Annotated in this window: 12 protein-coding genes; all 12 read right to left on the bottom strand. The window is 61.4% G+C overall.

Features of this window, described 5'->3' with window-relative positions; all coding sequences use genetic code 11:
* Nucleotides 1–3 precede the first annotated feature (3 nt).
* On the bottom strand, nucleotides 4–807 hold the full coding sequence (locus EL199_RS02410) for a PTS mannose/fructose/sorbose transporter subunit IIC (RefSeq protein ID WP_004140648.1): 804 nt from the start codon (nucleotides 805–807) through the stop codon (nucleotides 4–6).
* A 12-nt stretch (nucleotides 808–819) separates the two neighbouring features.
* Nucleotides 820–1,842, bottom strand: a complete 1,023-nt coding sequence (gene manX, locus EL199_RS02405; RefSeq protein WP_004140649.1) for a PTS mannose transporter subunit IIAB — start codon at nucleotides 1,840–1,842, stop codon at nucleotides 820–822.
* A 184-nt stretch (nucleotides 1,843–2,026) separates the two neighbouring features.
* Nucleotides 2,027–3,142, bottom strand: a complete 1,116-nt coding sequence (gene dnaN, locus EL199_RS02400) for a DNA polymerase III subunit beta (RefSeq protein ID WP_004140651.1) — start codon at nucleotides 3,140–3,142, stop codon at nucleotides 2,027–2,029.
* Between the two features lie 322 nt (nucleotides 3,143–3,464).
* Complete coding sequence (dnaA, locus tag EL199_RS02395) at nucleotides 3,465–4,799, bottom strand: chromosomal replication initiator protein DnaA (RefSeq protein WP_004140653.1); 1,335 nt, start codon at nucleotides 4,797–4,799, stop codon at nucleotides 3,465–3,467.
* On the bottom strand, nucleotides 4,796–5,254 hold the full coding sequence (locus tag EL199_RS02390) for a low molecular weight protein-tyrosine-phosphatase (protein ID WP_004140655.1): 459 nt from the start codon (nucleotides 5,252–5,254) through the stop codon (nucleotides 4,796–4,798). Before EL199_RS02390 ends, dnaA begins: the two co-directional genes overlap by 4 nt.
* Nucleotides 5,254–6,990: a lipid A export permease/ATP-binding protein MsbA gene (msbA, locus tag EL199_RS02385; protein ID WP_040355069.1), complete on the bottom strand. Its 1,737-nt coding sequence runs from the start codon at nucleotides 6,988–6,990 to the stop codon at nucleotides 5,254–5,256. Before msbA ends, EL199_RS02390 begins: the two co-directional genes overlap by 1 nt.
* Nucleotides 6,983–8,203 (bottom strand): O-antigen ligase family protein, encoded by a 1,221-nt coding sequence (locus EL199_RS02380; RefSeq protein WP_004140659.1) that lies wholly within the window; start codon nucleotides 8,201–8,203, stop codon nucleotides 6,983–6,985. The genes msbA and EL199_RS02380 overlap by 8 nt, the downstream gene beginning before the upstream one ends.
* Nucleotides 8,200–9,804 (bottom strand): glycosyltransferase family 2 protein, encoded by a 1,605-nt coding sequence (locus EL199_RS02375; RefSeq protein ID WP_004140660.1) that lies wholly within the window; start codon nucleotides 9,802–9,804, stop codon nucleotides 8,200–8,202. Before EL199_RS02375 ends, EL199_RS02380 begins: the two co-directional genes overlap by 4 nt.
* A 1-nt stretch (nucleotide 9,805) precedes the next feature.
* Nucleotides 9,806–10,540 (bottom strand): hypothetical protein, encoded by a 735-nt coding sequence (locus EL199_RS02370; RefSeq protein ID WP_004140662.1) that lies wholly within the window; start codon nucleotides 10,538–10,540, stop codon nucleotides 9,806–9,808.
* Nucleotides 10,541–10,857: 317 nt separating this feature from the next.
* Nucleotides 10,858–12,708, bottom strand: coding sequence for an MFS transporter (locus EL199_RS02365; protein WP_004140663.1), 1,851 nt, complete (start codon nucleotides 12,706–12,708; stop codon nucleotides 10,858–10,860).
* 83 nt (nucleotides 12,709–12,791) lie between these two features.
* On the bottom strand, nucleotides 12,792–13,268 hold the full coding sequence (locus tag EL199_RS02360) for a hypothetical protein (protein ID WP_004140664.1): 477 nt from the start codon (nucleotides 13,266–13,268) through the stop codon (nucleotides 12,792–12,794).
* 22 nt (nucleotides 13,269–13,290) lie between these two features.
* Nucleotides 13,291–13,725, bottom strand: coding sequence for a SixA phosphatase family protein (locus tag EL199_RS02355; protein WP_004140665.1), 435 nt, complete (start codon nucleotides 13,723–13,725; stop codon nucleotides 13,291–13,293).

The following is a 13,725-nucleotide window of genomic DNA, read 5'->3' as shown; positions in this document are numbered from 1 at the left end:
CTCCTAGTCGAGTTGGTCGTCGAGTTTGCTGCGCTGGGCAACGGCGGCTGTCGCGCTGCCTGTACCTTTGTGGTATTTCGGGTGCATCTGGATGTAGAAGTAGGCCAGCGCCACGCCGAGTACACCGAGGGCGACGAGGTTGAAGTTGGTGAAGGCAGCGACGACGAAGCCGACGAAGAAGAACATCATCAGGTGCGGCGCGCGCATCATGTTGATCACCATCGCGTAACCGACGACGACGATCATGCCGCCGGCGACGTTGAGCCCTCCGGTGACGACAGGCGGGATGGCATCCAGCATTTCTTTGACGGCGTTGGTGCCGACGGTGGAAGCGACAATGACGGCCGGGATGGCAACGCGCATCGCTTGCAGGAGCAGGGCGCTCAGGTGCAGCCAGGTGATGGTGCTGAGGTTGCCGGTTTTCACCGCGTTATCGGCAGCGTGCTGGAAGCCGACGGTGATGGTACGCACGAGGATGGTCAGCACTTGTCCGGCGGCAGCAAGCGGGATGGCAAGGGCGATACCGGTGCCCATTTCCTGTTTGCCGGCGACGACGAGGATGGTGGAGATGATAGAGGCCAGTGCCGCGTCCGGAGCGAGTGCCGCGCCGATGTTCATCCAGCCAAGCGCCATCATTTCCAGGGTACCGCCGATGATGATGCCGGTGGTCATGTCGCCGAGGACGAGGCCGGTCAGCGTACAGGCGATAAGCGGACGGTGTGTCTGGAATTCGTCGAGGATGGAGCCCATGCCGGACAAGCAGCCGACGAGAAAGACCAGGACGATTTGCAGGGATGAGATTTCCATGAGGTGTCTCCGTTAGGGTTTGTATTTTTCGGCGATGAGGGTCAGCACCGGCACTTTTTTGTCGGAAGCGACTTTGCGCACTTCCAGCTCAATGCCTTTGCTATCCAGCTCTTTGAAGGCTTCTACGTCTTTGGCGTCAACAGAAACCGAGGTGTCGAGCATGGTGCGTCCTTCTTTGTAGGCCATGCCGCCGATGTTGATGGACTGGATGGTCACGCCACGGCGTACCAGTTCGAGGGCATCCGTCGGGTTGGTGAAGAGCAGCATGACTTTGTCGTCCGCATATTCGGGGTTGTTATAGACGCGCATCATTTTGTCCACGCTGACCACATGCGCAGTCACGCCCGGCGGCACGGCTTGCTTCAACATGGTGGAGCGGGTTTTGTCTTTCTCGACTTGGTCATTGACGACGATGATGCGCTTGACGCCGGTTTCTTTCGTCCAGCGGGTCGCCACTTGGCCGTGAATAAGGCGGTCGTCAATGCGCCACAGGCCGAATTTCATGTGCGGGCCGTCGTTTGCCTTGGCGGAAGCCTCGGCACGCAGGCGCTGTACTTCGGGGTCGTTTTCATCAAAGGCTTCTTGCGCGGCTGCCGGTGCGGCGGCCTCTGCGGCAACGGGCGCGGTTTTGGCGGCTGCCTGCGTTTTCAGCGCTTTGACGCCGTCTGCCCCTTCGCGCAGGGCAAGCGCTGCCAGTTCGGGCAGGCTGGTGATGTCTTCGCGTTCCATCAGCACGGAGACGAGCATCGGCACGTTCACCCCGGTGACGACTTCGGTATTCGCATCATCGTGAGCGATGCCGCTTGAGGCATTGAACGGCGTGCCGCCCCACAAATCCACCAGCAACAAGAGTCCGCCGGAGGTATCGAGTTCGGCGGCGGCGGCGCGGATTTTCCCCGCCAGCACCTCGCCGTTCTCGCCCGGCACGAAGTCCACACACCGCACATTGTCCTGCGCGCCAATGATCATCTCTGCTGTCGCCAGCAGGGCTTTGGCGGCATGACCGTGCGTTGTGATTACAACAGCTATCGTCATGTTTTTTCTCCTGTAATTGAACGACCAAAGGCAGAACGCTTTGATGCGACCGCAGAGCTCGCCTCCTGCGCTTGGCAACGCGATTTTAGCTTTAACAGGCGCTTTTCACAATTTAACGTTAATTTTTTATAAAAATGAACAAGGCAGCCACAGGGCTGCCTCGTTTTCGGTTTTTTATCTGGTTTTACAAACGCATCGGCATGATGACGTACCTGACGCCCTCATCGTCGCTGCTGGTTATCAGGCAGGGACTGCTGCCGTCGGCGATGTGCAGTTGGACGTTGTCGCCGCTGATGGTGGCGATGGCATCAATGAGGTAGTTGATGTTCAGCGCCACTTCCAGTTGCAGGTTCTGCGGGTTGATGATTTCCAGCGTTTCGTCGGCGGTTTCGTTTTCGAGGTTGCGCGCCGCCAGTTGCAGGCTGGCTTCGCCGAAGGTAAGGCGGATGCCGTCGTGGCGGTCCAGCAGTAGCACTTTGGCGCGTTGCAGCGATTCGAGGAAGGTCTGGCGCGAAATGAGTACCGGCGTTTCTTGTAGCTGCGGCAGGACTTGTTCGTAGTTGGGGAAGGTGCCGTCAATCAGCTGGCTGGTGAGACGATAACCGCCCAACGTCAGGCTCAGTTGGCGTTCGCCGAGGTTCAGGACGACCGGCTGGCTGACGCGGCCCAAGAGCTTGATGAGCTCGCTCACGCCTTTTTTCGGCACGATGAGGTTGGTACCGGCTGGGGCGGGGGTGGCGAGTGCGCTACGCGCGCAGGAGAGGCGGTGGCCGTCGGTGCTGACCGCGTGGATGGCATTGCCGTCTTCGACGATGTTCAGGTACATGCCGTTCAGATAGTAACGCACGTCTTCGCTCGCCATCGAGAAGCGCACTTTTTGCATGATGTCGTGCAGGGCGCGGCTTTCAGTTTCGATACGCCGCTCCATGTCGGCTTCAGCGAGTGCCGGAAAGTCTTCGGCGGGCAGGGTGGCGATGCGGAAGAGGCTACCGGCGGCTTTTACCAGGAGTTGTTCTTTTTCCAGCGAGCAATAGATGGTTGCCTGCGCGGGCAGGTGTCGGACGACGTCCAGCAGTTTGGCAGCGGGGACGGTAATCGCGCCCGCGTCTTGCACATTCAGCTCATGCAAGAGGATTTGTAACGTCACTTCGGTATCGGTGCCTTTGAGCAGCAGGCTGTTGTCCGCGCCCGCCTGTAACAGCGCATGGCTCAGGATGGGTTTGGTGGTTTTGCGTGCCACGATACCGCTGATGTCTGCCAACGGTTCGAGGAATTTTTCTTTCACAATGCTGAATTTCATAGAAACCTCTTATTCAATATCGTCGTCGTAGTCGTCTTTGCGAATATGCGGAAAAACGGCTTAGCTGCGTGTAGTGTAAAGGAAAAACGGAAAAAATAAATGCGGAAAACGCTGTGGAAAACGTGCGGGCAGGATGCGGATAAGTGGGCGGGGAAGCCGGGCTGAAAATTGTCCCCGGGTTATGCACGCGGTTATCCACGACTTATCCACAAGGTGTAGCAATCCCCCGAAAGCCTCATAAGGCGTTGCGTCGCTTCGCCGTACCAATGCGTACTGCCTTCAGCGACGCGCCTTGTCTGAGGCTTTCGGTGTATCGCTATATTTATGCGGTGATGATGGTCTTGATGTTTTCATACTCTTCGCGGAAGCGCGGGTCGGTTTTTTTACGGCTTTCAACGCTTTCCGTGGCGTGTTTGACGGTGGTGTGGTCTTTGCGGTTGAACGCTTCGGCAACCGCTTGCAGCACCATGTCGGTCAGGTCGCGGGTGAGTGCCATGGCAATCATCCGCGGCTCGACGAAGGTTTTTTTACGGCTGCTGGAGAGCAGCTCCGCCTCGCTGATGCCAAAATATTGGGCGACGACGCGTTGGATGTTTTCGACGCTGGTTTGTTTTTTCTGCGCTTGCAACAGGTCGGCGAGCGCCGCCTGGGCGATGGGAACAGTCGCCGGTTCGTTTTTTTTCAGCACCTGGCACTGGAAGATGACTTTTTTCAGCGCGCCTTCGAGATCGCGTACGTTCGATTCGATGTTTTCGGCGATGAAGTAGGCGACGTCATCCGGCAGCGGGAAGTTCTGCTCTTTCGCCTTGCTTTTTAAGATGGCGAAGCGCGTTTCCGGTTCGGGGGCGCGGATGGAGACGGTCAGCCCCGCGCCGAAACGCGATTTCAACCGCGCTTCCAGTCCTTCGATTTCTTTCGGGTAGCGGTCGCAGGTCATGATGATTTGCCGCTTTTTGTCGATGAGTTCGTTGAAGGTATGGAAGAACTCCGCCTGCGATTGGGTCTTGCCGCCGAGAAATTGCACGTCGTCAATCAAGAGCGCATCGACGCTGCGCAGGCGGTTGGAAAACGCCTTCTGCGTTTTGCCAGCGAGCGCGGCGAGGAATTCATTGACGTACTGTTCGGCGTTCATATACATCACCGCGGTGCGGCCGTTGCGGCGCAGGGCGTTGCCAGCGGCATGCATCAGGTGCGATTTGCCGAGGCCGGTACCGCCGTAGATGAGCAGCGGGTTGCTGTCGGCGAAGAAATGCCCGCCGGAGACGCGCTCGGCGGCGGCGAAGGCTTCATTGTTGGAAGGCGCGGCGACGAAGTTATGAAACTGGTAGTCGCTGTTAAGGTTGCTTTCAAACGGCGCGGGGGCGGCGTTGCGCTGGGCGGGCGAGGCACTGGCAAACAGCTCCGGCGCGGCGGCGATTTCCAGCTTTACTTCTTTGATGCCCTTGTTGCGTAGTGCCATGTCCAGCGTCACGAACAGCGATTTTTTGATTTGCTCGCAGGCAAACTTGTTCGGCGCGAGCAGCGTCCATTGTTTTTCGCTTTGCGCGCGGAGGGCGAGCGAGCGCAGTACGGTCATGTCGTCCTTGGCGCATAGCGGCGCCATCATGTCGAGCACGCTTTCCCAGAGTAACTGCGCCTGTGCTTCGTAATTGCTCATGCGAACCTCGCGCGCAGCGCCGCTTCCAGCAGGGTGAAGGTGCGCTCAAAATCGGCGGCCTCGCCGTAGTAGGGGTCGGGCAACTCCGCCCCCGGGTTTTCCGGCAGGGTGTCGAGCATGAAGCCGATTTTTGCGTGCGCGGCTTCGTCCGGGGCAAGCGCGCTCAGGTGGCGGTAATGGCCGCGGTCAGCGACGAGAATCAGGTCGAAGGCGGCGAAGTCTTCGGTAATGAAGGGGCGGGCGCGCAGGTCGTCAATCGGCATGTTGTGCGCGCGCATGGTGCGGCGGGCGCGCGGGTCGGGCGCGTCGCCGGTGTGATAGGCGTGGGTCGCGGCGGAATCGACGCTAATGTCGTCGCGCTTGGCCGCTTTCAGCAGGGCGCGGGCAATGCCTTCTGCCATCGGCGAGCGGCAGATGTTGCCGGTGCAGACCATTAATATTTTCATATTTTTCATTATGTTATCGGTGTTTGTTGCAGCAGTTTAGCATAACTGCCGCCGCGTTTGAGGAGTTCCGCGTGGCTGCCGCTTTCGACGATTTTGCCTTTTTCGAGGACGACGATGCGGTCAGCATTGCGGATGGTGGAGAGGCGGTGGGCGATGATGATCGCGGTGCGGTTTTTGCGCAGGCGCTCTATCGCTTCCTGCACTTTGGCCTCGCTGTGGTTGTCGAGCGCCGAGGTGGCCTCGTCCAGAATCAGGATTGGCGCGTCTTTGTAGAGGGCGCGGGCGATGGCGATGCGCTGTTTCTGCCCGCCAGAAAGGCGGCCGCCCTGCGGGCCGAGGTCTTCGTCGTAGCCGTGCGGCAGTTTGCCGATGAATTCGGCGGCGTTGGCGGACTCTGCCGCAAGTCGCACTTTGGCGCTGTCCGGCGCGGGGTCAGCGTAGGCGATGTTGGCGGCAATGCTGGTCGAGAACAGCACGGTGTCCTGCGAGACGAAGGCGATGGCGCGGCGGCGGTCGGCGAGGCTGACGTCGGCGAGGTTGTAGCCGTCGATGTAGATGGCGCCCGCTTCCGGCACGTAAAAACCGGCGAGCAGCGCGGCGATGGTTGATTTGCCGCTGCCCGACTCGCCAATGAGGGCGACGGTTTCCCCGGCGCGGATGTGTAGGTTGAAGCGCTCCAGCACGGGTTGTTCCGGGTAGGAAAAGCTGACGTCGCGAAATTCGATGTCGCCGCGCGACAGGGTAACGGGCGGCAGCGCGGGCTGCGGTTCGGTCGGCGCGTCGAGGAAGTCGAAGATGCTTTGCGCCGCGGCGAGCCCGCGCTGGATGGGTTCGTTCAGCTTGCCCATGCGCTTGATTGGCGGGAAAAGCAGCGCCATCGTGCCGAGGAAGGAGACGAAGACGCCGGTGGTCATCTGTGCCGGAGCGCTGCGCGCCTTCCAGGCGAAGAGAATAATCACGGTGCAAAGCGCGGCGATGATGGTCATCTCCACCACCGGTGAGGCGCTGGCGGCGATTTTCGTCGATTTCACTGCGTGGAAGCGCACCGCCTCCGCCTGCCGCTCAAAGCGCGCGTATTCGTAGTCCTGGCCGTTGTAGATGCGGACAATCGCCCGCCCGCGCAGGCTTTCATCGACGACGTGGTTCATGCCGCTCATGTCTTCCTGCATCGCCCGCGCCATGGTGCGCAGTTTTTTCGAGACGTGGACGATGATGTAGGCGAGCACGGGCGCGACCACGAACAAGAGCAGCGTCATCCGCCAGTCGAGGTAAAAGAGGAAGACGGTGAGGGCGATGATGGTCACGGTTTCGCGCAGGAGGATGGCGACCGCATCGGTGCTGGCTGCCATCAGTTGCAGCGCGTCGTAGGTGAAGCGCGAGACAATGCTGCCCGCGCTGTTTTCATCGAAATAGCGCATCGGCAGGCGCAGCAGTTGCGCGAACATCCGCCCGCGCAGGGTGTAAACCACCTGTTGCGCCAGCCAGTTCATGCTACAGGTGGCGGTATAGCTTGCCGCGCCGCGCAGCATGAAGCCGAAGAACAGCAAGGCGGTCAGACCGTAAACGGTGCGCATGTCGCCCTCGGCAAAGCCGCCATCGACCAGCGGTTGCAATACGAACGGCACCAGCGGCTCGGTGAGGCCATAGAGAATCGTGCCGCCGGCGGCGAGCAGCACCACCCGCCAATGCGGGCGGATGAAGGCGAGCAGGCGCAGATAGCGGGCGCGGTCGTCGCGGTTAAACATCGGGGCGTCCTTCGCCGCGCAGCGCGGCATAAATCAGGCAGAGCGGCAGGGCAAAAAAGAGAAAGCCGCTGTTGTGGCTGTAGAGCGCCGCCTGCGTCAGGCTGAAGCCGCTGTAGAGCAGCACCTGCGCGCGTCCGGCGAGGCGCAGCGCGGCGGCGTCGGGCGAATCGCGTTCTTCGCCACGGCGGTACAGCCAGAGCGGCACGAGAAAGAGATACAGCACCGCCGCGAGGCCAAGCAGGCCGCGCCGCGCGAAGGCGTCGAGAAATTCGTTGTGCAGATGGCCGAAGGGGGCGAGGTCGGCGGCCGAGCGCCAGCCGTCCTTGTCCACATTTAACTGTGCCGTGCCGGGGCCGATGAGCGGATACGAACTGCCCTCCTGCCAGGCAAAACGCCACATTTCAAAACGCGCGCCGATGGAGGTATCGGCCTTGCCCTGCTCGTAGAGGGCGATGTCGTGGCGTGCCGCGGCGAGCCGCTCCTCGATGACATCCATATTGCCCAGCCAAAAGAGCGCGGCGGTGATGGCGACAATTGTGGCGGAAAGCGCCACGCTGCGCGCGCGGAAATGGCGGCGGCGCAGCGAGAGCAGGCCGAGGAAAAAGAGCGTCCAGGCGAGGGCGAAGAAACTGCCGCGCGTCTGCGACAGCAGCGTCGTGCAAACACCGGCGACGATACCGGCGAGCGCCAGCAGCAATTGCCAGTGGCGCGGCCTGGCGCGCAGGCTGCACGCGGCAATCAACGCCAGCAGCATGGCGATATTGCCGAGCTGGATGGGGTGCAAATAGCGGGCGGCGCGTCCGGCGGGCAACAGCTCCGGCGCGAAATGGCTGTAATACCACGCCGACGCCAGACCGAGCAGCGCGCCGCAGGCCGCCCCCGCCCAAATGGCGCGCCCCTTCGGCGGAACGGTGGCGAGAAAATAAAGCAGCAGCGGTACGGCAAAAAACTTCAGCGGCGCTTCCAGACCGCGTGCACCGATGCCAGAGCGGATGACATCCAGCAGGGCAACGCTTCCGGCGAAAAAAAAGCCGAACGCCAGCCAGCGCAGCGCTGCCTCGCGCGGGCGGCGCGGCCACCAGTGCGGCAGCGTGATGAGGGCGGCGAGCAGCAGCAGCGCCACGCCGTAGCTGTAGCCGCTTTTCACGGCGAGGCTTAGCGCGAAAAAGAGAAACGTCGCACTATTGACCAGACGCGGCAGCAAAGCGTTCATGATTTGTCCTCCCCACGCCGCGCCGCACAGGCGAGCATGAGGTATTTGTTGAAATTGTAGAAAGCCGAACTGGCGGCGAAGAAAAAGCCGTAGCGCCCGGCAAAGAGCGCACCGCGCACGAAATACTCGCGGCAAAAGGCGACCACGGCGCGCAGCGGCAACGCCCACAGATTCGGCGGACGCTTGCCGTTCGCCGCCCGCTCCAGCGCCCAATCGCGGCTATAGCGCAGATTCTTGGCGAGAAAATGGGCGAGATTGTCATTGGTGAAATGCAGCAAATCACCGTCCAAAATGGTCACGGTAGCGTTGCCGCGCGCCAGCGATTCATGTACCTCGTAGGCGTGATAATGGAAATGGGGGCGCGCATAAAGGCGGATGATATGGTCACGGTAACGGCGGTGCATTGTCGTGCCGCAGAAAATATTGCGCAGACGCAGCGCATAGACCCTATCCGGCGCGGGCGGCTGCTGTGCAACCGCATGAATCGCCGCTTTCAGCGCCGCATCTGGCTGCTCGTCCGCATCCAGCATCAGCACATAATCGCCGCTGGCGAGCGCCTGCGCGCGTTGCCGCTGCACGCCAAAGCCGCGCCAATCGCGGTTTTCATACCAGCGCGCGCCGAAGCGGGCGGCAATCACCGCGCCCTCGTCGCTGCTGCCCGAATCGAGAATGACGATTTCATCCGCCAAATCGCGCACCGCAGCGAGACAGGCGGGCAGGTGACGCGCCTCGTTTTTCACAATCATCACCACACTGAGCGGATGCGGGTTCTTGCCCGCAGGCGGCACGGTCAGCGGCAGATTGTGCAGATTGACCGCATGCGGCTGAAAATCGGCGGCGTAGCTTTGCGGGCGGCTGTTGCGGTCGCAGAGCAGCGCGTACTTATTAAACGTATATTGCGCAAAGAGCCAGGCAAAAACCCAGCCGCTGCTGCCACGCAAAAAGCGCCCTGCGATGAAAAATTGGCGGACAAACATCCAGAAACTGCGCGCCCAGACGCCGAGCGGGCTGACCCGCTTGCCACGCGCGGCCGCCGCCTGCGCCCAGGTATTGGCGTAGGCGAGGCGCTTTTCCAGCCAGAAAGCAGGGGTGGCCGCGGTGTGGTGTTCGAGAAAACCGGGCAGCACCTGGGTGCGCGCGCCGCTGATGTCCAGCGATTCATGCACTGTCAGCGTGTTGAACTGAAAACGGCGCGGGTAGAGGCGCCAGTAAGGCTTGCCGCGCCACAGCGGGTGGTCGATGAAACGGCCAAACAGCACATCGAGACGGCGCATGCCATAAACCGTGTCGCCCGGCGTCTCGTCCTTGATGCGAGCGAGGGCGGCAAGCAGGGCGTCGTCCGGCGACTCGTCCGCGTCCAGCGCGAAAATCCAGTCGCCCGTGGCAAGCGCCTGCGCGCGTTGCCGCTGCACGCCGTAGCCCTGCCAATCGGTGTTCACAAACCAGCGTGCGCCGTATTGCGCGGCGACCGTCTCGCTCTCATCCGTACTGCCCGAATCAAGGATAACAATTTCATCGGCGACCGACGCCAGCCGCGGCAGACAGCGGCGCAAATTCGCCGCCTCGTCCTTCACCATCATCACCACGCTTAACGTCGCCATGTCAGCCCCAAAACTCCGCCAGCCACGGCGCCGGACGCACATGGCGGTACCACTTGCCGCCGCCGCCGGCGATGGCGGTGTCGGGGTTAATCTCGCCGTGGAAAATCAAAATATCGCAGTCGGGGCGGCGCGGCGCGAGGAAAAACGACAGCGGCAGTGGATAGAGCGCGTGGTACTTGTAACTCTTGCACCAGTCCTCCGGCCAATAGCGCAGCGCATCGCGTTCGCGCAAATACGCCGACAGCCACGCCTGCTCGTTGCGGTAGCGGGCGCGGATGTCATGAAAATTCGCGCGGAAATCGTCCAAAAGCGCGGGAAACGCGCCGAGGGTAAAACGATAAACCGAGCTGTTGCCGACCATGCGCCACGGCCGTTTCCAGTCGCGGATGATAAAGACGCCGTCGCGCGCATCTGCCGCGTGCGTGAAGAAATGGTCGATATTGCGCAGGATGACCACATCCAGATCGAGAAACAGCGCCGTGCCGCTGAGGCCGTAGAGGTCGGTGGCGAAGGTCGTCAGCTTGCGCCAGCCGCGCTCCGGAATGCCGTCCGGCAAATCCAGCGGCGGGATGGGATGACAGACCACCGCCGGATCAATCCCGGCCGCGTCGTCGGTGAGGCAAATCATCGTGAACGGCAGCGACAAATGCCGCGAAACCATGCGGTAGAGGCGGTTGACGAACTCGGCAGGGTACTTGGTACCCCACTTCATGCAGAGGATGTAGCGTGCGGTCATGAAAATAGTGTGTGATTTCAGATTGCTGGAAGAATGGCGCGGCGGCTAGTATAGCGGAAAGCGGTTTGCGGCGGTTTGCGGTGAAATAAAACTGCCCGCCTCATCATGGGTTAGGGCGTGTTGACAATTGAGACATCCCCCTCCCCTTGCATATCGAACCGATGTAGCCTTGCAGGGCGAAGCTCGCAGCGGGGGAGGGTTGGGGAGGGGTGAGGGCAGAGATAAAGATTTCTCACAAGCAAAGTAGTTTGGCAGGAAGTTCAATATATGCCGCCCGGATTTGCGGGCGGTTACGCTGCCCTAACCGCCCCTACGCACTACTGCTTGTCCAGCAGGCGCTGCGTCGCTTCCTTCAATTCTGCTGCGGTGGTCTCCGGTGGCAAGGGCACGCCGATTTGTACGGTGATGCGCGCGAACCATTTGCGCGGCCCGCCTTTCATCAGGCCGCCGCTATGCGAGAAGAGGCTGCCCCAGAGGTTGCCGATGGCGACCGGTATCACCGGCACCGGGTCGCGCGCGAGCATCCGCTCGATGCCGCGTTTGTAGTCGCCCAGTTTGCCGTCGCGCGAGAGTTCGCCTTCGGGGAAGATGCCGATGAGGTCGCCCTTGCCGAGGGCGTTATGCACGTGTTCAAAGGAGGCGCGGAACAGCGCGGCGTCTTCGCGTTGTCCGGCGATGGGAAACGCGCCCGCGCTTTTGAAGATGTAGCGCAGTAGCGGAATCTGGAAAATTTTGTAATACATGATGAAGCGCACCGGGCGGCGGATGGCGACCATGAGAATGAGCGCGTCCATATAACTCAGGTGGTTGCAGGCGATGATGGCGGCGCCGCTCTTCGGCACGTTGTCGCGCCCCTCGACGCGCAGGCGGTAGCAGCAGGCGATAATCAGGATGACCAGGCAGCGCATGATGAATTCGGGGACGACGGTGAAGATGTAGAGGGAAATGGCGAGATGCAGCACGAGCAGCAGGGCGAACATCGCCTGCAAACTCCAGCCAAGCACGCCCAGCACCAGCACGCCGAGCAGGCTGACGATGACGAGAAAGAGCGCGTTGATGATGTTGTTCGCGGCAATCATCTGCGATTTGTGGCCACTTTCGGCGCGATGCTGGATGATGGCATAAAGCGGCACGGCGTAGATGCCGCCGCCAAAGGCGATGGCGAAGAAGGCGAGCGTGGTGCGGACAAAACGCGGGTCGTGCCAGAAGGCGGCGAGTGTTTGCGCCTCGGCAATGGCGGGGTTGGCGCTGATGGTGATGACGCCCGCAAGTCCGGCGGCGAGGATAAAGGCGCCGACCGGCACCAGCCCCGCTTCTATCCGCCCGCGCGCCAGCAGGTTGCTGAGGAGCGAGCCGACGCCGATGCCGACGGAAAACAGCACCAGCAGGTAGGTGGTTACCGTCGGGTCGCTGTTCAAAATTTCCTTCGTGTATTGCGGGATTTGTGTGAGCAGCGCGCCGCCGAGCAGCCAGAACCAGGAGATGGCGAGGATGCACTGGAAAATCGTCTTCTGCCGCGCGGTGTAGGCGAGCAGCGCTTTGGTTTGCTGCCACGGGCGGAACGGCGGCAGCGCGTGGCGGTCGGTCTCGCCGTGGTAGGCAGGGATGGCATAAGCGGCCAGCACGCCGATGATGACTGACGCCACCATCGCCGCGAACAGCCACGGGTAGAGCGATTCACGCGCGACCAGCGAGGCGCCGACCAGCGTGCCGCCGAGGATGGCAAGGAAGGTACCGGCTTCAACGAGGCCGTTGCCCAGCATCAGCTCCTCCTCGCGCAGCCGCTCCGGCAGGATGCCGTATTTCACCGGGCCGAAGAAGGTCGATTGCAGGCCGAGCAGGCACAGTACCAGCACCATCACCGGGATGAGGTCAAAGACAAAGGCGAGGATGCCGACCGCCATGATGAATACTTCCAGCCATTTGATGCGCACGATGAGAAAGCGCTTCTCGAAGCGGTCGGCGAGCAGCCCCGACCAGGCGGAGAAGAGGAACATCGGGAAGATGAACAGCGCCATGCTGAGGTTGGTGTAGAGGCTGAGGGTCTGGCTGTCGGTGAGGTGCAGGGTGAGGTAGACGAGCAGCGCGTTTTTGTAGAGGTTGTCGGTAAACGCGCCGAAAAATTGGGTGATGAAAAACGGCAAAAAGCGGCGGCTAAAGAGGAGCATGGGTTTCCTTGGCGGGCGAAGAGGGCGGTATTATCGCCGAATGCGGCTGCGGGTGTGGGGTTCATCCATTGCCGATGGCGTTCCTACATCCGCTGGCACTCGCTCACGTTGCCATGCCCGTCCTGCATGTGCAGCGATTTGCCGTCGTGACTGACGATGGTGAGATTGACGCGGTTGTTTTCGCCGCCGTGCTTGAGGCTGGCAAACAGCTTTTCTTCATAAGCGGTAAGCTCGGGCGATTCGGCGAGAATCTCGACCATGCGCGGCTTGAAGGCGCGAGCGATGGTGTAATCAGCGATGTCGATGGTGAGCGCTTTGTCTTGCAGCGACCAGCGGTCTTTGCTGTGCACGTCGTAGTGCAGGAGCCCGGCCTTGAGGAAGAAGGTCATCACGCCGTCGCTTTCGGCGCTGCCGTCGGCGCGGAAGGTGTAATGCTCGTCGAGGCGGGCGGAGAGTGCCGGGTAGGACGTGCTGCACGACCAGTCGCCGATTAGTTCGTTGCGTTCAAGGGCAAAGGCGGGGGCGATGGCGCTCAGCGCGAGCAAAGGGAAAAAGCGCATGGGAAACTCCGGGGATTGCAGGTTAGCCGCTGACCGGTTGCGGCTGGAAGGAGGCGCGCATTTGCCAGCCGCTGGTGTCGCCGTCAAAGACGAGAATCATGCCGTGGTTGAAGGGGAAATAGCCGTGTTCGCCGCGCAGATGCGCCGCCAGTTGGCCAATCCACGGCAGGTGGCCGACGGCTATCAGCCGTTCTTCGCCGCTTTCCAGCAGAAAATCGAGGATGGCGTTGGCGGATTTGCCCGGATTGAGCGCGCTGAACGCCTGCGCCGGCTGCGGGTAATGCGCGGCGGTTTCCTGCGCGCGCAGGGCGGACGAGGTGTAAACGGGTGTTGCCGGGTAGTGCGCGGCGAGCCATTGTCCGCCCTGTTCGGCCTGTTTGTGGCCGACCGGGTCAAGCGCGCGGTCGTAGCCGGTGTAGTGGCTGGCGCTGGCGTGCCGCCAGAGGATGAGTTGCAT

The sequence above is a fragment of the Cardiobacterium hominis genome (assembly GCF_900637305.1).
GTDB lineage: Bacteria > Pseudomonadota > Gammaproteobacteria > Cardiobacteriales > Cardiobacteriaceae > Cardiobacterium > Cardiobacterium hominis.
The sequence above is the reverse complement of the archived record's forward strand: the minus strand, read 5'-3'. Positions and strand labels throughout refer to the sequence as shown.